Here is an 18,049-nt window from a genome sequence, read left to right as displayed (position 1 = left end):
CCCAGGAGTTACCCGATGAATGCTCGTTTGCTCTGTTTAGCCATGGTTACCTGTTTGTCGCTGCCTGTGGCGGCGCAGGCGCAGATGCTGGCGCCGGGCTTGTGGGAATTGACTACCAGCAACATGAAAGTGGACAACCAGGACCTGCCGGATCTTTCTCTGATCCTCGGCCAGCTCAAGCAACAGATGACCCCTGAACAGCGCGCCATGCTGGAAAAACAGGGCATCACCATGGCCGGTAAAGGCGTGCAGGTGTGCCTCACGCCAGCTCAGGTCGCCTCGGACTCGATCCCCCTGACCGACCCGCAATCGGGCTGCAAGCAGGAAGTGACCGACAAGACCGGCAACCAGTGGAAATTCCGCTTCAGTTGCCCGAAAGCACAGGGTACTGGCGTCGCGACTTTCCAGAGCCAGAAAGAATTCACCACCACCGTCAACGGCACCTTCAATGCCACCGGCATCCAGCAGAAGGGCAGCCTCGACAGCCATGCCCAATGGCTGGGCAACGATTGCGGTACGGTCAAGCCCCGCGCTTAACGCAGAAAATGCAGGGGCAAGCCCTGGCAACTGTCGACCACCTGGCCGTTGTGCCACGCCAGGTGGCCTGACACCAGCGTGGTGCTGACGCTGTGCCGGAAGCTGCGCTCGGCAAAAGGCGTCCAGCCGCAGCGCGCCAGGATCGGCTGGCTGCTGACGGGTTTGCCTTGGGGCTCGGGCTGGATCAGCACCAGGTCGGCCCAATACCCTTCACGCAAATAACCACGGTCAGGAATGGCGAACAGATCAGCCACGCGATGGCTGGTCTTCGCCACCAGCGTGGTCAGTGGCAGGTGCCCGTCGGCCACCAGTTCCAACAACGCCGGCAACGCGTGCTGCACCAGTGGCAGCCCGGACGGCGCTTCGCGATAACCCAACTGTTTCTGCGCCCAGGTATGCGGCGCGTGGTCACTGCCGATCACGTCCAGACGATCTGTCAATAAGGCCTGGCGCAGGGCGTCGCGGTCGGCACGGGTCTTGATCGCCGGGTTGCATTTGATCTGGTGGCCGAGGCGGTGATAGTCGTGGTCGTCGAACAGCAGATGGTGCAGGCACACCTCGGCGGTGATGCGCTTCTCGGCCAGCGGTTTGTCCTCGAACAGCGCCAGTTCACGGGCAGTGGTCAGGTGCAACACGTGCAGGCGCGTGCCGTGGCGCTGGGCCAATTCCACGGCAAAGGACGACGAGCGATAACAGGCTTGGGCATCGCGGATCAGCGGGTGGGCGACGGCGGGGATGTGATCGCCAAAGCGTTCGCGCAGGCGCTGCTCGTTGGCCAGGATGCTCGGCGTGTGTTCGCAGTGGGCCAACAAAATGGTCGGCACTTCGGCAAACAGGCGCTCCAGGATTCGTGGATCGTCCACCAGCATGTTGCCGGTGGACGCGCCCATGAACACTTTGACGCCGGCCACTTCCCGTGGGTCGAGGGCGGCGACGGTGTCGAGGTTGTCGTTGCTCACCCCGAAGTGGAAGCCATAGTTGGCCACCGAATGCAGGGCGGCGCGGCGCTTCTTATCGGCCAGCGCTTCCAGGTTCAGGGTGGCCGGGCTGGTGTTGGGCATGTCCATGAAGCTGGTGATGCCACCGGCCACGGCCGCGCGGGATTCGCTGTAGAAGCTGCCTTTGTCCGGCGCGCCGGGTTCACGAAAGTGCACCTGGTCATCGATCATGCCCGGCAACAGCCACTGGCCCCGGGCGTCGATTTCCACCGGCTCGTTGTAGCCTTCGAGGCTGCTGGCAATCTTCTCGATTCGGCCATTGGCAACCAGCACATCGGCGTCGAATTCCAGGCCTTCGTTCACCAGGCGGGCGTTGCGGATCAGCAGGCGGCTCATGGTCAGAACTCGTTTTGCAGGGCTTTGTAGCCGCGTACCAAATCGACGTTGGTGCGTGCCACGTCTTCGGAAAACTCCGAGGCGCTGACACTCACCGGCGGGAATTGCGACAGGTCCGTGTTGGGCCCAATGCGGGTGGTGGACGGTACGTAGAAGGCGGCAGGCAAGTCGCGGCCGTCGACCACCGAGTTGTGGCGCACCACGCAGCCATCGCCCACGGCGCAATTGAACAGCACGCTGTTGAACCCGATGAAGACACGATCACCGACCGTGCAGGGGCCATGGACGATGGAGCGGTGCGCGATAGAGGTGAATTCGCCGATGGTCACCGCCGCGCCGGATTTGGAGTGGATGACCACGCCGTCCTGGATGTTGGAGTTGGCGCCGATGGTGATCGGGTCCATCGCGCCGCTGGCGTCGACTTCGTCGGCGCGGATGACGGCGTAGGGGCCGACGAAGACATTCTCGCCGATGATGACCTTGCCGCAGATGATCGCGGTCTTGTCGACGTAGGCCGACTCGGCAATCACCGGCAGGTCGCCGGAAGGGTTCTTGCGGATCATGCAACAGGCTCCGTGATGATGTGAACGTGGTCGCCGTCGATGGCGTTGTAGAAGCAGGTCGGGCGGCCCGTGTGACAGGCCGGGCCGAGTTGGTTGACGATCAGCAACACCGCGTCGCCGTCGCAATCGAGCCGCGCTTCGACCAACTGTTGCCAATGGCCGGAGCTCTCGCCTTTGCGCCACAAATGCTGGCGTGAACGGGACCAGTAACAGACCTGTCCGGTGGCCAGGGTTTCGGTGAGGGCCTGGCGGTTCATCCAGGCCAGCATCAACACCTCACCGCTGCCGTGTTGCTGGGCGATGGCGGCAATCAGGCCATCGCTGTTCCACGGCAGGGCGTCGAGCACCGGTTCGAGCGGAAAGCGGCTGCCCAGGGCAGCCTCTTCCAGGTCGAGCATGCTCAAGGTCATGGCTTGCTCAGGGCCGCGCACAGGGTGTTGAGGTTGTATTCGAACAACCCGGTGAAGGTGCTGGCCGGGCCTTCGGCGGCGAGGGCGTCGGAGTACAGCGTGCCGCCGATCTGCGCGCCGCTTTCGTCAGCAATCTGCTTGAGCAGGCGCGCGTCCTTGATGTTTTCCATGAACACGGCCTTGACCTTGTCTTTGCGGATCTGGGTGATCAGCGCAGCGACTTCGGCGGCCGACGGTTCACGCTCGGTGGACAAGCCCTGTGGCGCGAGGAACTGAATGCCGTAGGCCTGGCCTAGGTAGCCGAACGCGTCATGGGAAGTGACGATGCGACGGTTGCCCGGTGGCAGTGCGCCGAACTTGGTTTTGGCTTCGGCCAGCAGGCGGTAGATTTCTTTCAGGTAGGCTTGGCTGTTGCGCAGGTAGTCAGCTTTGTTGGCCGGGTCGGCGGCCACCAAGGCCTTGGTGATGTTGTTTACGTAAATTTCGGCGTTGGCCAGGTTGTGCCAGGCGTGCGGGTCCGGAATGGTCTCGCCGTCTTCTTCCATGGTGTGGGAGATCACGCCCTTGCTGGCGGTGACGACTGTGGCCTTGGTCTCGGTGCTGGTCACCAGACGATCCAGCCAGGGCTCGAAGCCCAGGCCATTCTTGATGATGACCTTGGCCTTGAGCAGCGCCTTGGCATCGTCCGGGGTCGGTTCGTAGGTGTGGGCGTCGGAGTCCGGGCCGACCATATTGCTGATCTGGATGTGATCGCCACCGATCTGGTGAGTGATGTCATCGAGAATACTGAAGCTGGTAACCACCTGGAGTTTGTCGGCGGCCTGGGCCATCGACAGTGGCAGCAGCAGACTGAACAGCACGAGTAAAGCGCGCATCGGGAAACACCTCATTGGGATGTAAGAGAGGGCGGGCGGCGCAGCAAGCCGTGCACCGGACCGAAAACCACAGACAGCAGGTACCCAATGCCAGCCACCAGCACGATGGCCGGGCCGCTGGGCAGTGAGTAGTAGAACGACAGCAACAAACCGAAGCACACCGACAGGCATCCCAGCACCGCCGATACCGCGATCAACACCGGCAGGCGCCGGCTCCAGAAGCGTGAAGCAATGGCCGGCAACATCATCAAACCCACCACCATCAAGGCGCCGATGGCTTGAAAACCGATCACCAGATTCAGCACCACCAGGGTGAGGAACAACCCGTGGGCCAGCGGGCCCAGGCGGCTGACGGTCTGCAGGAACAGCGGGTCGAGGGTGTCCAGCAGCAGCGGTTTGTAGATCACCGCCATGGCGATCAGGCTGAACCCGGAGACCCACAACATGCCGGTGAGGGTGGTTTCGTCCACGGCCAGGGCGGAGCCGAACAGCAGGTGAAGCAGGTCCAGGCGTTTGCCGGCGATGCCAAGGATGAGCACGCCGGCCGCCAGGGAAATGGGGTAGATGGCGGCGAGGCTGGCGTCTTCACGCAGGCCGGTGCGGCGGGTGATCCACGCCGAGAGCCCGGCCATGCCCAGGCCGGCACCGAGGCCGCCGATGGTCAGGGCAGGCAAGCTGAGCCCGGCGAACCAGAAGCCCAGCGCGGCACCGGGCAGGATGCCGTGGGCCACGGCGTCACCGATCAGGCTCATGCGGCGCAGGATCAGGAACACACCCAGCGGCGCGGTACTGCAGGCCAGCACCAGGCCGCCGATCAGGGCGCGGCGCATAAAGACGAAATCGAAGAATGGCATCCACAGGTGGGCGGCGAAGTGCATCAGGCCACCTGCATGTGTGGTTGCGGGCGGATCAGTTCTTTACTCGGCCCGAACACGCAGCCGGTGCTTTTGATTTGCACCACTTGCTGGGTGTGATGGCGTACGGACGCCAGGTCGTGGCACACGATCACCACAGTGCGGCCTTGGTCGTGCCAGGCGTGCACGTGTTTCCAGCACAGGGCCTGGCCTTCTTCATCGAGAGCGGCGTGGGGCTCATCCAGCAGCAACACCGGCGCGTCGGCCAGGCTCATGCGGGCGAGCAGGGCGCGTTGCAGTTCGCCACCCGATAACGCCATTAATGGGCGGTGCTCAAGGCCGCTGAGGCACCAGTCTTCCAGCACCGCGTGCAGGCGTTGGCTGCGCTGCTCCGGGGTCAGCCTGGTACCCCAGAAGCCAGCGGCCACCAGCTCTTGCAGGCTGATAGGGAACTGGCGATCAAGGTGTTGTTGCTGGGGCAGGAACGACAAGCCACCACGGCGTGGAACATCCACGGTGACTTTCCCCGCCAGTGGCTTTTGCAAGCCAGCGATGACTTTGAGCAGGCTGCTTTTGCCAGTGCCGTTGGCGCCGATCACGCCGGTGAGGCTGCCTTTTTCCAGGGTGAGATCAATGGCGGGTGTCAGCGGTTGGCCAGGAGCGCCCCAGCGCAAAGCGGTGCAGGTGATCATGCAGAGTGTCTCGTCCAGCGGCTTTCAGCCACGGCATCGTGCGCGTGCAGGCTTTCGGCGTGGATCACTTTCAGGTGGAAGGCTTTGACGGCATCCGAGCGTTTCAAGGCGAGGTTCAGGCGGCGGGCGGCGTCTTCGCAGAACATCAAGTTCTGCCCGTTGGCCAGGGCGAAGGCTTGTTCGTCCGCACGTTTTACTGCGGTTTGCACGGCGGTGCCGAGGGCGGCCTCGACGTTGTCGATCAGGTCGGTCAGGGGCAGGCCCGGCAGGGTTTCGTCCAACTGGATGGAAAGCTGCGCGCTGCTGCGCTGGCTGTGAGGGGTGGCGACGATGCCGTTGGCGCTGCCGAGCCAGGTCAGTACGTCCTCGTGTTGCAGCGGCGTGTTGGCGAAGTCTTCGAGAAATTGCTGCTGAATCAACTGCCTGGCCAGCGCAGCGGAGCAAGGGCAGGTTGACGAGTAAGTAACGTCAATTTTTAGTTCCACGTGGAACATCTGGTTTTCCAGGCGCGCCTCGATGCTCACCGGGTAGCCTTTCCAGCCGGCCAGCGGGCTGACCAGCGCAGGCCGTTTGAGCAGCAAATCGGTGTGGATACGCAGGTAGGCGTTCTTAGATAAACCTTCATGACTCTCAAGAAAGCGCTCAAGTAGAGTATGCAGAAGCGCAGGCGTAAGGGGCTGTTGGTCGAGCATTTCCAGGGCCAGGTACAGGCGTGACATATGAATGCCACGGGCCTCGCCGTCGTCCAGGCTTACGCCGGCATCGGCAGTGGCCGTCAGACGTTGGCCGTCGATGAGGATCGGCAGGGCAATGCCGCACATGCCCACCCAATCGAGTGGCAAGGCTTGGCGTGAAGCCTGCGCGGCGATATCCGGCAGAGTCAGCGCGTTCATGAGCAGGTCCATCGTTGGAAATAAAAAGACATGTTATATTATAACTATTGAGTCGACGATGATTTTTCTGCTCCAGCCTTTCTTCAGTCATATCGAGCAGGGACGCTCCTTTATTTGCGGTATATGTCATGCACAGACGTCAGCTTCTTAACCTGCTGCTGGTCAGTCCCCTGTTCACGTTGCCGTTGGGGGCCTACGCCACGCAGATCCGTAATGCACGCCTGTGGCGTTCGGACGACAAGCTTCGGCTGGTGTTCGACCTCAGCGGCCCGGTGCAATACAAGACTTTTTCCCTGACATCGCCTGAACGCTTGATCATCGATTTGAGCGGCGCCGGGCTCACCGGTGATTTTTCTCAGCTGACGTTGAAGAACAGTGGGATCACCTCGATCCGCTCAGGTCATTTTGGCAAGGGTGACACGCGGATCGTGCTGGACCTGGCCACGCCGATGCAGCTCAATAGCTTCTTGTTGCCGCCTCAGGACGGCCAAGGTCACCGCCTGGTGCTGGACCTGACCAGTGCCACCCACGCCCCGCGCCAGATCGCTGCTGAACCGGCGCCGTTGGCCGCTCCCGTCGATAAAGCCCATCCCAAGCGCGACATCATCGTGGTGGTTGACCCTGGCCACGGCGGCAAAGACCCCGGCGCCATCGGCTCCAAAGGCCAGCGCGAAAAAGATGTGGTGTTGTCGATCGCCCAGTTGCTGGCCAAGCGTTTGAAGCGCGAGAAGGGCTTTGACGTGAAGCTGGTGCGCAACGACGACTTCTTCGTGCCGCTGCGCAAGCGCGTGGACATCGCGCGTCAGCACAAGGCGGATATGTTCATTTCGGTACACGCCGATGCCGCACCACGGCTCACGGCGTCGGGCGCCTCGGTGTATGCGCTGTCAGAAGGCGGCGCGACGTCTGCTACCGCGCGGTTCATGGCGCAGCGCGAAAACGGCGCGGACTTGCTGGGCGCCACCACCTTGCTCAACTTGAAAGACAAGGACCCGATGTTGGCCGGCGTGATTCTCGACATGTCGATGAACGCTACCATCGCCTCCAGCCTGCAATTGGGCAGTTCGGTACTGGGTAGCCTGCAAAACATCACCACGCTGCACCAGAAGCGCGTGGAACAGGCTGGTTTTGCGGTGCTCAAGTCACCGGATGTGCCGTCGATCCTGGTGGAAACCGGGTTTATCTCCAATACCCAGGACGCCCAGCGCCTGGTGACGGCGCGTCATCAGCAAGCTGTAGCCGATGGCCTGTTCGAAGGTCTGAAAAGTTACTTCCAGAAGAACCCGCCGATGAACAGCTACATGGCCTGGGTTCAGGAGCAGAAGAACGGCGAGGTCTAACAGCCGGTGATACGGCTGCACGTGAACTTGGCGCTGGCGCCCCCTGAACTGGAGAACCGGTTGAGGGTGGTCCATCCCACGCGGCGCGTGTAGCCCACCCACGCCTCACCATCGGAGGCCAGCCCGGTAAAGAACGTCAACTGCCCATAGCGGCTGTTGGTCTGTGCCCAATAGCGTTTGCCGATCACCTCAAACCCCCGCAAGTACGTGGTGCTGCCCGCCGTCGCCACGCTGTAGGCATTCCCCAATGGGTCCACACACGCCAGCAGGTTGGCGCTGCGCGTGCAGTTGGCCAACAGGCTCGGTGGCTGGGCGCAGGCCGATCCTGCCGCTGCCAGTAACAGGGCGCACACCAGGTATTTCATAGGGGTTCTCAGGGACAGAGGGTGGTCAAGCATTGCGCCCTTCGTCGAGACGAGCAAGGGGGATTGGCTTATTTGTATTGTTATACTATAACATCAAAAGACAGCCTGACCCGTGAACCGCTCCCCATGACTGAACAAGACCTCCTGGCCCAACCCGCCGCCGACTACATGAATGAAGCCCAGCAAGGCTTCTTCCGAGAGCTGCTGTTGGCCCAGCGCAATGAGCTGCAAGTGCGTATCGACGCCGAGTTCCTCGTCCTGCGTGAGCAAGAAACCAACAGCGACCCGGCTGACGTAGGCAGCGCCGAAGAACAGCGCCAGTGGCAACTGCGCCTGCTTGAGCGGGAAAAGAAGCTGCTGGACAAGATCGACGACGCCCTCGAACTGCTGGCCCGCGGCGAATATGGCTGGTGCCGTGAAACCGGCGAGCCCATCGGCCTGCAACGCTTGCTGCTGCGTCCTACCGCCACCCTGTGTATCGAAGCCAAAGAACGTGAAGAGCTGCGCGAACGCCACAAACGGGCGATTTGACCGGCCACCCCTGATGAGGACCACCTGATGACCAACCGCCTTCCCGTTACCGTGTTATCCGGCTTTCTCGGCGCCGGCAAAAGCACGCTGCTCAACTATGTCCTGCGCAACCGCGAGAGCCTGCGGGTGGCGGTGATCGTCAACGACATGAGCGAAATCAACATCGACGGCAGCGAAGTACAGCGCGACGTCACCCTCAACCGCGCCGAAGAAAAGCTGGTGGAGATGAGCAACGGCTGCATCTGCTGCACCTTGCGCGAAGACTTGCTGGAAGAAGTCGGAAAACTCGCCAAGGAAGGTCGGTTCGATTACCTGCTGATCGAATCCACCGGCATCTCCGAGCCTTTGCCCGTGGCCGAGACATTCACCTTTCGCGACGAGAACGAGCAGAGCCTGGCCGACATCGCGCGCTTGGACACCATGGTCACCGTGGTCGACGGCATGAACTTCCTGCTCGACTACCAGGCTGCCGAAAGCCTGGCCTCACGGGGTGAAACCCTCGGTGAAGACGACGAGCGCTCCATCACCGACCTGCTGATCGAGCAGATCGAATTTGCTGACGTCATCCTGATCAGCAAGATCGACCTCATCAGCAGCCGCGAACGTGAAGAGCTGATGGCGATCCTTGAACGCCTGAATGCCCAAGCGGAAATCATCCCGATGGTCATGGGCGAAGTGCCGCTGAACAAGATCCTCAACACCGGCCGGTTCGACTTCGAGCGCGCCGCCCAGGCCCCAGGCTGGCTTCAGGAATTGCGCGGTGAGCACGTGCCGGAAACCGAAGAGTATGGCATCGCGTCCACCGCCTACCGCGCGCGCCGCCCGTTCCATCCGCAGCGCTTCTTCGACTTTATCGACCGCCCGTGGGTGAACGGCAAATTGCTGCGCTCCAAGGGCTTTTTCTGGTTGGCCAGCAAGCATCAGGACGCGGGCAGTTGGTCCCAGGCCGGGGGCTTGATGCGCCATGGTTTTGCCGGGCGTTGGTGGCGTTTTGTGCCGAAAAGCCAGTGGCCCCAGGACGAAGAAAGCATCGCGGCCATCATGGGCAACTGGCAGCTGAGCACCGGTGACTGCCGCCAGGAACTGGTATTCATCGGGCAGAACATCGACTTCGACCAGATGCGCGCAGAGCTGGATGCCTGCCTGCTCAACGATGAAGAAATGGCGCTGGGCGTCGAAGGCTGGCGCTTGCTGGCGGACCCTTTTGGCCCTTGGTATGAAGAGGCAGCCGCCTGATGCTTGCCCCGGTTATTCCCCTGCGCCCCGTGATCCGCCAGAGCCACGGCGAAACGCCGCTGGCCCTTTCCGATATTCTGGAAGACGGCGTCAACCTGGCCGTGTGGCAGCGCCAGTTGCCCCTGCATATCGCCGAATTCGGGGCGTTGCTGGTGGCGTTGAACGAGCCTTTGGCCGAGTCCCTGGTGATTGAGCTCAACAACGAGGACGCGGTGCCGAACCTGCAAGGTCTGGCGTCCAGTTGCCGCGATCTTGAAGGCTACGAAGGCTTCATCGCCGATGTCTCCTGGTTGGTCAGTGCCTTCGCCTGTTTGCTCGGCGCCAAGCGCATTGGCGTGCGCCTGCGGTTGCTGGACAAGGCCATGTGCCCGCGTTTTCACGTTGACCATGTGCCGGTGCGGCTGATCACCACCTATGCCGGCATCGGCAGCCAGTGGTTGCGCGAAGGGGTGATGGACCGTCGCCAGCTCAGCCAGCCCGACGCTGAGCCCACTGACCGTATCGAACAGATCCACTGCGGCGAAGTGGCCTTGCTCAAGGGCACCAAATGGCATGGCAACGAAGGCCATGGCTTGATCCATCGCTCGCCGGCGCTGAAGGCCGATGAGCGTCGCTTGATCCTGACACTGGATTGGCTGGCATAACCGCGTAGGATCAAACGCTCTACACGGCCTGAATGACACCTTCCATGTTGCAGAACATTCCCACCCACGTGATTGCCGGGCCTTTGGGCGCCGGCAAGACCAGCCTGATCAAGCACCTGCTCGCCCAACGCCCGGCCAACGAGCGCTGGGCGGTGTTGATCAACGAGTTCGGGCAGATCGGCCTGGATGCGGCCTTGCTTACCCAGGATGACGACGGCATCGCCTTGGGCGAAGTGGCAGGTGGCTGCCTGTGCTGTGTGAATGGTGCGCCGTTCCAGGTAGGCCTGGGACGCCTCTTACGTAAGGCCAAGCCGGACCGACTGTTTATCGAGCCCTCGGGCCTGGGCCATCCGGCACAGCTGCTCAAGCAACTGCGCGAAGCACCGTGGCAAAACGTGCTGGCGGTTCAGCCCTGCGTGCTGGTGCTGGATGCCCAGGCGCTGGCGGCGGGCAAGCCCTTGCTGGCGTCGCAGCGTGAAGCGCTGGCCAGTGCTGGCCTGCTGGTGTTGAACAAGGATGAATCGCTGGATGGCGACCAACGCCTGGCCATTGAACGGCAACTACCCGACAAACCACTGTATTGGACCCGCCAGGCGCAATTGCCGCTGGAGCACTTGCCCGGCCTGCATACCAAGGCCAGCGCGGCTGTGGATAACTTCGATGCACCTCAGGGCTTGGCCCAATTGCCGGCCATCTGGAGCGACCCTGCCCAGCCCATCTGCCTGAGCCAGGCCCAAGAAGGCGGCTGGAGCATCGGCTGGCGTTGGCACCCGAGCCAGCAGTTCGATAGCCAGCAGGTGAACGACTGGCTTGTCAGCCTTGAGTGGCGCCGCGCCAAACTGGTTATCCACAGCGTGGAGGGCTGGCTCAGCGCCAACGCTGTGGATAACAGCCCGATCGCCTGGCAGCCCAGCGAGTGGCGGCGTGATTCACGTATCGAATTGATCTTCAGCGCACCACAGGACGTGGCGGCGCTACAGGCCGCGCTGGCCGCCTGCCGTCAGTGACGGTTCTTGGTGGCGTGGTCCTGGCGCCACTGGCTCAGCTCGATGACTTCGGCGCTGGGCAACGGTGTCTTGATTTCAAACGGGTAGGGCGCCAGTTCGATTTGCGCACTGTGGGCGCCGAATTGTGTGATGGTCCCGGGATGGCGGGTTTCGCCGGTCACGGTGAACTCGAAATTGTAAATGCGTGCCAGGCGCCGCCGACCGTTGGCATCCTTTACAAAACCGATGCGCTTGAGCGCCACGGCACCGTCCAGCAGCTCGATGTCGAGCTTGGCGCAATGCTGCTTGACCCGCTCCAACGCCCGCTCACGCAGGCCGTGGTTGTGCCATACCCAGGCGGCGCCGGTCGCCAGCAGCATCAACACGAAGATGTTTCCCAGGGTCAGCATGCGAAAAACTCCAACAAAGTGAGAGCAGCTTAACTGTGTCGCCGGTCTGTCGTACAGGCTGCGTTTAGTCGCATACTGCGCGGCCAGAATTTCAATGGCTTTACGGAAATCTCCCGCATGAAACGCACACCTCATCTGCTTGCGATCCAGTCTCATGTGGTCTTTGGCCACGCCGGAAACAGCGCTGCCGTATTCCCTATGCAACGGGTCGGGGTGAACGTCTGGCCACTGAATACGGTGCAATTCTCCAACCACACCCAGTATGGCCAGTGGGCGGGCGAAGTGCTGGCGCCGCAGCAAATTCCGGCGCTGGTCGAAGGCATTGCAGCCATCGGCGAGCTGGGCAACTGCGACGCCGTACTGTCCGGCTACCTGGGCAGTGCGGACCAGGGGCGGGCGATCCTCAGTGGCGTGGCGCGCATCAAGGCGATCAACCCCAAGGCGCTGTACCTGTGCGACCCGGTGATGGGCCATCCGGAAAAAGGCTGCATCGTGCCCCAGGAGGTCAGCGATTTCCTGCTGGACGAAGCGGCGGCCATGGCCGATTTCCTGTGCCCCAACCAGCTGGAACTCGACAGCTTTGCCGGTCGCAAGCCGCAATCGCTGTTCGATTGCCTGGCCATGGCCAAGGCGTTGCTGGCACGCGGGCCCAAAGCGGTGCTGGTCAAGCACCTGGATTACCCAGGCAAGTTGCCCGAAGGTTTTGAGATGTTGCTGGTGACCGCCGAAGGCAGTTGGCATTTGCGTCGGCCGCTGTTGGCGTTCCCGCGCCAACCGGTGGGCGTGGGCGACCTGACCTCGGGGCTGTTCCTGGCGCGGGTGCTGCTGGGCGACAGCCTGTTGGCCGCCTTCGAGTTCACCGCAGCCGCCGTGCATGAAGTGCTACTGGAAACCCAGGCGTGCGCCAGTTACGAACTGGAGCTGGTACGCGCCCAGGACCGTATTGCCCACCCCCGCGTACGCTTTGAAGCAACGCCCATCGAGCTGTAGGAGTATTCCTGATTGAGCCAGGCAAAGGGCGTCCGGTAGTATCGGCCGCCTCTTTGTCCCCAGTGCTAATCAAGGAAGACCGATGCCAGCCGTATTCCCATCGCCACGGGCTCTCACCGCCCTGGCCCTGACGTCATTGCTCACCGGTTGCAGCGTCAACGGTGCCTACACCGACTCGACGGCACCCGATGCCGCCAAGTTGCGCTTTGTCTCCAACACCTCGAACAGCACTCTCGATATTTACGACGCCCAGCACTGCCAGGGCCGCAACACTGGCATGCTCAACAACTTCCTGCTGGTCGATACCAAGCGGCGTGTCGACATGATCGTCCCGCCGCCCGCCAAGGCCAGGGGCCTGTTGGAGGTCAAGCTGGAGCCGGGCAAGGACGTCATGTTGATGATCAACACCAACGGCGGCAGTTACGTCTGCGGCAAGGCCGTGAGCTTTACGCCCAAGGCGGGGCAAGAGTATGAAGTGACCTTCGATATGCTAGGCGGCAGTTGCACCACGCTGCTGCAGCGCCTGACCCGTTTTGACGGCAAGGACCAGCGCATTCCGCTGCCTATTTTTGATAAAGGGATGAACGCATGCACGGGCCAAAGCCCGATATTCGGCAAGTCGATCCCAGAAACCCCCAAGCGCGCGGCACTGATCAACACGATCACGTCCACCAACCTGCAACTGATCACCCTGATGGAGCCCGACACTCAGGGGCGCCTGCAATCATCCCTGGATGAGATCGACGGTGTGATCGCCAAGCGCAAGGCGCAGCTGGGCACCTTTACCCCGCCTGAAGCCTATTGGACGCAATACCGTCAGAACTATGTCCTGTTCAGTCAGGAAATGGCCGGCCGCAAGGCGCGCACGCTGGCGCTTTACGAGCAGGTGTACCGGCTTCGCCTGAGTGGCACCGAAGACGCTGTGCTGGAACAGTGGATGAGCCCCACGGACCGCGCTGTCAGCGAGCGCGTCAAAGCGAACGACAAATTCATGGAGCGCTACTACCAGGACACCGACAAGTCGATGATGGTCGAGACCCTCAACCTTCACATGGAGCGCATGGCCCAATTGGACCAGCGCTTCGACGTGTGCGCACACTACGACAAGTGCTGGCGCTATTGAGGGCGGGCGCAGGGGCGGGCCCCTGCGCACAGGCTTACGGCGCGTCGTCCTTTATTTCCTGGTAACGCTTCTCCAATTCCTGGCGAATCTGCCGACGCTGCTGGGCCTGTACGAAACGGCGCTTGTCTTCACTGTTCTGCGGTTGCAGGGGCGGGACGGCGGCAGGTTTGCGCTGGTCGTCCACGGCCACCATGGTGAAGAAGCAGCTGTTGGTGTGGCGCACCGAGCGTTCGCGGATGTTCTCGGTCACCACCTTGATGCCCACCTCCATCGAGGTGTTGCCGGTGTAGTTGACCGACGCCAGGAAGGTCACCAGTTCGCCGACATGGATCGGCTCGCGAAAAATCACCTGATCTACCGACAGCGTCACCACATAGCGACCGGCATAACGGCTGGCGCAGGCGTAGGCCACTTCGTCGAGGTACTTAAGCAAGGTGCCGCCGTGGACATTGCCTGAGAAGTTGGCCATATCAGGGGTCATCAGTACCGTCATCGACAGCTGGGCGTTTCCGGGTTCCATAGCACACTCACGGGTTGTAGGCATTGGTTGGGGGGCACCTCTGCGGGTGCTGGAATCTTTGCAGAGCTATCCATAACCGGACGCCGGCGGGCGGCTCGCCGTCACGCCTGCACCGTTCTGTTTCCATATATTGCACCGGCTTTCTGTCGGAAGTCGCGGTGTTAACCTTCAAAAGCCCGTCTCAGGGCATTTCTTACGATTTAGGCCGACTTTTCCTTCCGCGCACTGCGACCGTTCAGAGGCGCGCGCGGAAGTGGGAAAAGCGCCAGTACCCTCAAGGAGCCCCTCGCCATGCACGCCATCAGCTTTATCCAGGACTTGGCCGTGATCATGCTGGTGGCAGGGGTGGTCACCATCCTGTTCCACCGCCTCAAGCAGCCGGTGGTGCTGGGCTACATCGTCGCCGGCTTCATCATCGGTCCCCACACCCCGCCGTTCGGCCTGATCCATGACGAAGACACCATCAAGACCCTGGCCGAACTGGGCGTAATTTTCCTGATGTTCTGCCTGGGCCTGGAGTTCAGTCTGCGCAAGCTGTTCAAGGTGGGCGCCACGGCGTTTATCGCGGCGTTCCTGGAAATCATCCTGATGATCTGGATCGGCTACGAGATTGGCCGCTGGTTCGACTGGAACACCATGGATTCACTGTTCCTCGGCGCGATCCTGGCGATCTCCTCCACCACCATCATCGTCAAGGCGCTCAACGACCTGAAGATGAAGAACCAGCGCTTCGCCCAGCTGATTTTCGGCGTGCTGATTGTGGAAGATATCCTCGGCATCGGCATCATCGCCTTGCTGTCGAGCATTGCCGTCAGTGGCACGGTCAGCTCCGGCGAGGTGTTCTCCACGGTCGGCAAGCTCTCGCTGTTCATGATCGTCGCCCTGGTCATCGGCATTCTGCTGGTGCCGCGCCTCTTGGCTTACGTGGCCAAGTTCGAAAGCAATGAGATGTTACTGATCACCGTGCTGGGCCTGTGTTTCGGTTTCTGCCTGTTGGTGGTGAAGCTGGAATACAGCATGGTGCTGGGCGCGTTCCTGATCGGTGCGATCATGGCCGAATCCCGTCAGTTGATTAAGATCGAGCGCTTGATCGAGCCGGTTCGCGACATGTTCAGTGCCATCTTCTTTGTCGCCATTGGCTTGATGATCGACCCACAGATCCTGCTGCAATACGCCTGGCCGATTGCGGTGATCACGGTGGCGGTGGTGCTCGGCAAGATGTTGTCCTGCGGGTTGGGGGCGTTTATCGCTGGCAACGACGGCCGTACCTCACTGCGAGTGGGTATGGGGCTGTCACAGATTGGCGAGTTTTCCTTCATCATCGCCGCGCTTGGCATGACGCTTCAGGTGACCAGTGATTTTCTTTACCCGGTCGCCGTGGCGGTTTCGGCGATTACCACACTGCTGACGCCGTACCTGATTCGCGGTGCAGACCCCTTGTCATTGAAGATCGCGGCGGTGATGCCCAAGCGCATGAGCCGGGTATTCGGCCTGTATGGCGAATGGCTACGCAGTATTCAGCCCCAAGGCGAGGGCGCGATGCTGGCCTCGATGATCCGCAAGATCATCCTGCAAGTGGGGGTGAACCTGGCGTTGGTGGTGGCGATCTTCTTCGCCGGCAGCTTTTTCGCGACGCGTATTGGTGGGTATCTGGAGGGCTGGATCAGCGATCCGAGCTGGCAGAAGGCGCTGATCTGGGGCGGTGCGTTGCTGTTGTCGCTGCCGTTCCTGATTGCCGCGTACCGCAAGCTCAAGGCGCTATCGATGCTGCTGGCGGAGATGAGCGTGAAGCCGGAAATGGCCGGGCGGCATACCCAGCGTGTGCGGCGGGTGATCGCGGAACTGATCCCCCTCCTGTCGCTGCTGGTGATCTTCCTGCTATTGGCTGCGTTGTCAGCCAGTATCCTGCCGACCAACAAGCTGCTGGTGCTGATTGCCGTGGTCACGGCGGCGGTGGCGGCGGTGCTCTGGCGCTGGTTCATCCGTGTGCATACGCGGATGCAGGTCGCCTTGCTGGAGACGCTGGATAACCATAAGGACACCCCAGAACATTGATCGCTTTTACGGGGTGGCAAGTGAGCTTTTTGTGGCGAGCGAGCTTGCTCGCGTTGGGCTGCACAGCAGCCCCAAAACCTTCGCATCACTGCATCTGAAAGAACGCGTCGTTTGGATTGGGGCTGCTTCGCAGCCCAGCGGGAGCAAGCTCCCTCGCCACAGGGGTTGGCGCTAGTGTTTGGCTCAGCTTTCCAGCCAGACGTCCCGCGCCCAGTGCCACACCGATTCCCAGGTTTCCTCGGTGACGATTTCTTCTTCGCCAGACCACAGCACCACGGTGCCGTCTTCTTCGACGCAGTAGTAGTCATCGCCATCCTGGCAGATCGGGATCAGGCTGCGGTCGACACCGGCGTCCCAGGCGTTGGCGGCAACGTCCGGCAGGTAGGTGTGGGATTGCGGGTCGGTGACGGTCACCGGCTCCAGGCTGCCGTACACCACGTCGCTGACGGTCAGCAGGAATTCACGGAAGACAAAGGGGATGTCGATGAACAGTTGTTCCTCGATTTCCACCAGCAGGTCTTCGTCAGGCAGTTCCAGAGGAACCGGGACCGGTTCGTTGGCTTCACGCAATTGTTCGATGATTTCTTCCACGGCCGGGATCCTCTTGCTAGATGGCGCGGTTCATAGGGGCGTTTTATACAGTAGCTCGCTATAAGTGCAACCGTGAAATAGAAAACCCCGGAACATGTCCGGGGTTTTTATTACCGCTTGCTCAAGCGTGCGGGTATCAGCCGTTCTGGCGGATACCGGCGACCAGCCAAGGCTGGTTGTCGCCTTGGGCGCGCTCCATGTTCCAGCTTTCGCTGAACACTTCGCCTTGGTCGAAACGCGAGGTCTTCGACACACCGCTGAAGGTCAGGGTGGCGATGGTCTTGTCGGCGCGATCATCCACACCTTCGAGCTGTACGCGCAGGTCGTCGATGTAGGTCGACTGGAAGCCGTCGCCCAGGTCGGCGCGTTCGCGCTTGAGGAACTCCAGCAGTTGCGGGGTCACGAACTCGGCGATCTTGTCCATTTCGTTGGCGTCCCAGTGCTGTTGCAGGGACTGGAAGTGGTTGCGGGCCGCTTCGACGAAACGTTCTTCGTTGAACCAGGCCGGAGCGTTGATCACCGGGCGGGCTGCAGCAGGCGCTGCAGAACCACCGAAGATCGAGCCCATGGCAGGCTTTTGCTCGAACACTTCACGCTGCATCGGCGCGCCGGCTGGAGCCAGATGCTCCTGCTGCTTGCGGCGACGGGCGGCGATAAAGCGGAAGATCACAAAGGCGATGACCGCCATGATCAGGATGTCGAAGATCTGCATGCCCTGGAAGCCGCCGCCCATGAACATGGAAGCGAGCAGGCCACCGGCCGCGATACCGGCCAGAGGGCCCAACCAGCGCGAAGCACCGCCGGCCTTGGCAGCGGCGCCAGCAGCACCGGCTGCGCCTGCGGTTGCGGCTGCACCGCCCATGCCACCGGCGGATGGAGCCATTTGGCTGGTCTGGTGAGTCGGCGCCGAGCCCATGCTTTTGCCGCCACCGAAGCGTTTGGCGTTGGCGTCGAGGCTCATCGTCAGGCCGATGCACAACGCCATGGCGATGCTAAGAAAACGTTTCATAAAGGGAATTCCCATTTGTGGATTGCACGCGCGCCATGTTGCACAGGTGCAGTGACAGTGGCTAGCGGCATAGTGTTTCGGGCTTTTGCGT

21 protein-coding genes are annotated in these 18,049 nt (G+C 61.6%); 9 read left to right on the top strand and 12 right to left on the bottom strand.

The features are described 5' to 3' along the window. Nucleotides 1–15 precede the first annotated feature (15 nt). On the top strand, nt 16–537 hold the full coding sequence (locus tag M2394_RS10640) for a DUF3617 domain-containing protein (protein WP_178920492.1): 522 nt from the start codon (nt 16–18) through the stop codon (nt 535–537). Here the strand turns inward: M2394_RS10640 and M2394_RS10635 are convergent. The 7 genes from M2394_RS10635 to folE2 are packed head-to-tail and all read right to left on the bottom strand — an operon-like array spanning nt 534 to nt 6,158. Continuing rightward, the gene (locus tag M2394_RS10635) at nt 534–1,871 is read right to left on the bottom strand and encodes a dihydroorotase (protein WP_259172428.1); all 1,338 of its coding nucleotides are present in this window, start codon (nt 1,869–1,871) and stop codon (nt 534–536) included. The genes M2394_RS10640 and M2394_RS10635 overlap by 4 nt on opposite strands. Nucleotides 1,872–1,873: 2 nt before the next feature. Further along, entirely contained in the window at nt 1,874–2,434 is a 561-nt protein-coding gene (locus M2394_RS10630) for a DapH/DapD/GlmU-related protein (RefSeq protein ID WP_005792581.1), read from the bottom strand. Next, complete coding sequence (gene hisI, locus M2394_RS10625; protein WP_259172427.1) at nt 2,431–2,844, bottom strand: phosphoribosyl-AMP cyclohydrolase; 414 nt, start codon at nt 2,842–2,844, stop codon at nt 2,431–2,433. The genes M2394_RS10630 and hisI overlap by 4 nt, the downstream gene beginning before the upstream one ends. Continuing rightward, a complete protein-coding gene (locus tag M2394_RS10620; RefSeq protein WP_178920489.1) occupies nt 2,841–3,719 on the bottom strand; it encodes a metal ABC transporter substrate-binding protein in 879 nt (292 codons plus the stop codon). Before M2394_RS10620 ends, hisI begins: the two co-directional genes overlap by 4 nt. Nucleotides 3,720–3,730: 11 nt before the next feature. Beyond that, the gene (locus M2394_RS10615) at nt 3,731–4,597 is read right to left on the bottom strand and encodes a metal ABC transporter permease (protein ID WP_178920488.1); all 867 of its coding nucleotides are present in this window, start codon (nt 4,595–4,597) and stop codon (nt 3,731–3,733) included. Further along, the gene (locus M2394_RS10610; RefSeq protein WP_178920486.1) at nt 4,597–5,265 is read right to left on the bottom strand and encodes a metal ABC transporter ATP-binding protein; all 669 of its coding nucleotides are present in this window, start codon (nt 5,263–5,265) and stop codon (nt 4,597–4,599) included. The genes M2394_RS10615 and M2394_RS10610 overlap by 1 nt, the downstream gene beginning before the upstream one ends. Next, the gene (gene folE2 / locus M2394_RS10605) at nt 5,262–6,158 is read right to left on the bottom strand and encodes a GTP cyclohydrolase FolE2 (protein WP_178920484.1); all 897 of its coding nucleotides are present in this window, start codon (nt 6,156–6,158) and stop codon (nt 5,262–5,264) included. The genes M2394_RS10610 and folE2 overlap by 4 nt, the downstream gene beginning before the upstream one ends. 128 nt (nt 6,159–6,286) lie before the next feature. Here folE2 and M2394_RS10600 point away from each other — a divergent pair, with 128 nt between their 5' ends. After that, nucleotides 6,287–7,498, top strand: coding sequence for an N-acetylmuramoyl-L-alanine amidase (locus M2394_RS10600; protein ID WP_259172426.1), 1,212 nt, complete (start codon nt 6,287–6,289; stop codon nt 7,496–7,498). Here the strand turns inward: M2394_RS10600 and M2394_RS10595 are convergent. Beyond that, nucleotides 7,495–7,863, bottom strand: a complete 369-nt coding sequence (locus M2394_RS10595) for a glutamine synthetase (RefSeq protein WP_259172425.1) — start codon at nt 7,861–7,863, stop codon at nt 7,495–7,497. The two genes, M2394_RS10600 and M2394_RS10595, sit on opposite strands and share 4 nt — an antisense overlap. A 126-nt stretch (nt 7,864–7,989) precedes the next feature. Between M2394_RS10595 and dksA the strand changes: the two genes are divergently transcribed. From dksA to M2394_RS10575, 4 genes are read left to right on the top strand one after another with little or no spacing between them, the layout of a single operon-like run. Continuing rightward, nucleotides 7,990–8,394 (top strand): RNA polymerase-binding protein DksA, encoded by a 405-nt coding sequence (gene dksA, locus M2394_RS10590; protein WP_178920479.1) that lies wholly within the window; start codon nt 7,990–7,992, stop codon nt 8,392–8,394. Between the two features lie 27 nt (nt 8,395–8,421). After that, the gene (gene zigA / locus M2394_RS10585) at nt 8,422–9,630 is read left to right on the top strand and encodes a zinc metallochaperone GTPase ZigA (protein WP_178920477.1); all 1,209 of its coding nucleotides are present in this window, start codon (nt 8,422–8,424) and stop codon (nt 9,628–9,630) included. Next, nucleotides 9,630–10,274: a DUF1826 domain-containing protein gene (locus tag M2394_RS10580; protein ID WP_176994531.1), complete on the top strand. Its 645-nt coding sequence runs from the start codon at nt 9,630–9,632 to the stop codon at nt 10,272–10,274. Before zigA ends, M2394_RS10580 begins: the two co-directional genes overlap by 1 nt. Before the next feature lie 44 nt (nt 10,275–10,318). Then, the gene (locus M2394_RS10575; protein WP_259172423.1) at nt 10,319–11,281 is read left to right on the top strand and encodes a GTP-binding protein; all 963 of its coding nucleotides are present in this window, start codon (nt 10,319–10,321) and stop codon (nt 11,279–11,281) included. Here the strand turns inward: M2394_RS10575 and M2394_RS10570 are convergent. Beyond that, complete coding sequence (locus M2394_RS10570; RefSeq protein WP_071485283.1) at nt 11,275–11,670, bottom strand: DUF3301 domain-containing protein; 396 nt, start codon at nt 11,668–11,670, stop codon at nt 11,275–11,277. The two genes, M2394_RS10575 and M2394_RS10570, sit on opposite strands and share 7 nt — an antisense overlap. Before the next feature lie 117 nt (nt 11,671–11,787). On the opposite strand from M2394_RS10570, the gene pdxY reads away from it, so the two are divergent. Both pdxY and M2394_RS10560 read left to right on the top strand, forming a co-directional pair. Then, nucleotides 11,788–12,660, top strand: coding sequence for a pyridoxal kinase PdxY (gene pdxY, locus M2394_RS10565; protein ID WP_178920472.1), 873 nt, complete (start codon nt 11,788–11,790; stop codon nt 12,658–12,660). Between the two features lie 82 nt (nt 12,661–12,742). After that, the gene (locus tag M2394_RS10560) at nt 12,743–13,783 is read left to right on the top strand and encodes a hypothetical protein (protein WP_259172422.1); all 1,041 of its coding nucleotides are present in this window, start codon (nt 12,743–12,745) and stop codon (nt 13,781–13,783) included. A 34-nt stretch (nt 13,784–13,817) separates the two neighbouring features. On the opposite strand, the gene M2394_RS10555 is transcribed toward M2394_RS10560, so the two are convergent. Continuing rightward, nucleotides 13,818–14,303 carry an acyl-CoA thioesterase gene (locus M2394_RS10555; RefSeq protein ID WP_176994526.1) on the bottom strand — a complete coding sequence of 162 codons (486 nt, stop codon included), beginning with the start codon at nt 14,301–14,303 and terminating at the stop codon, nt 13,818–13,820. A 291-nt stretch (nt 14,304–14,594) separates the two neighbouring features. Between M2394_RS10555 and M2394_RS10550 the strand changes: the two genes are divergently transcribed. Continuing rightward, nucleotides 14,595–16,358 (top strand): cation:proton antiporter, encoded by a 1,764-nt coding sequence (locus tag M2394_RS10550; RefSeq protein WP_178920468.1) that lies wholly within the window; start codon nt 14,595–14,597, stop codon nt 16,356–16,358. Between the two features lie 183 nt (nt 16,359–16,541). On the opposite strand, the gene M2394_RS10545 is transcribed toward M2394_RS10550, so the two are convergent. Further along, nucleotides 16,542–16,949 carry an SMI1/KNR4 family protein gene (locus M2394_RS10545; RefSeq protein ID WP_010207624.1) on the bottom strand — a complete coding sequence of 136 codons (408 nt, stop codon included), beginning with the start codon at nt 16,947–16,949 and terminating at the stop codon, nt 16,542–16,544. A gap of 136 nt (nt 16,950–17,085) precedes the next feature. Next, the gene (locus M2394_RS10540; RefSeq protein WP_178920466.1) at nt 17,086–17,958 is read right to left on the bottom strand and encodes a Tim44 domain-containing protein; all 873 of its coding nucleotides are present in this window, start codon (nt 17,956–17,958) and stop codon (nt 17,086–17,088) included. Nucleotides 17,959–18,049 lie beyond the last annotated feature (91 nt).

This window comes from Pseudomonas sp. BIGb0164 (genome assembly GCF_024810135.1).
In the GTDB taxonomy this organism is placed as follows: Bacteria; Pseudomonadota; Gammaproteobacteria; order Pseudomonadales; family Pseudomonadaceae; genus Aquipseudomonas.
Note: the sequence above shows the minus strand (reverse complement) of the source record. Positions and strands in the feature narration are given on the sequence as shown.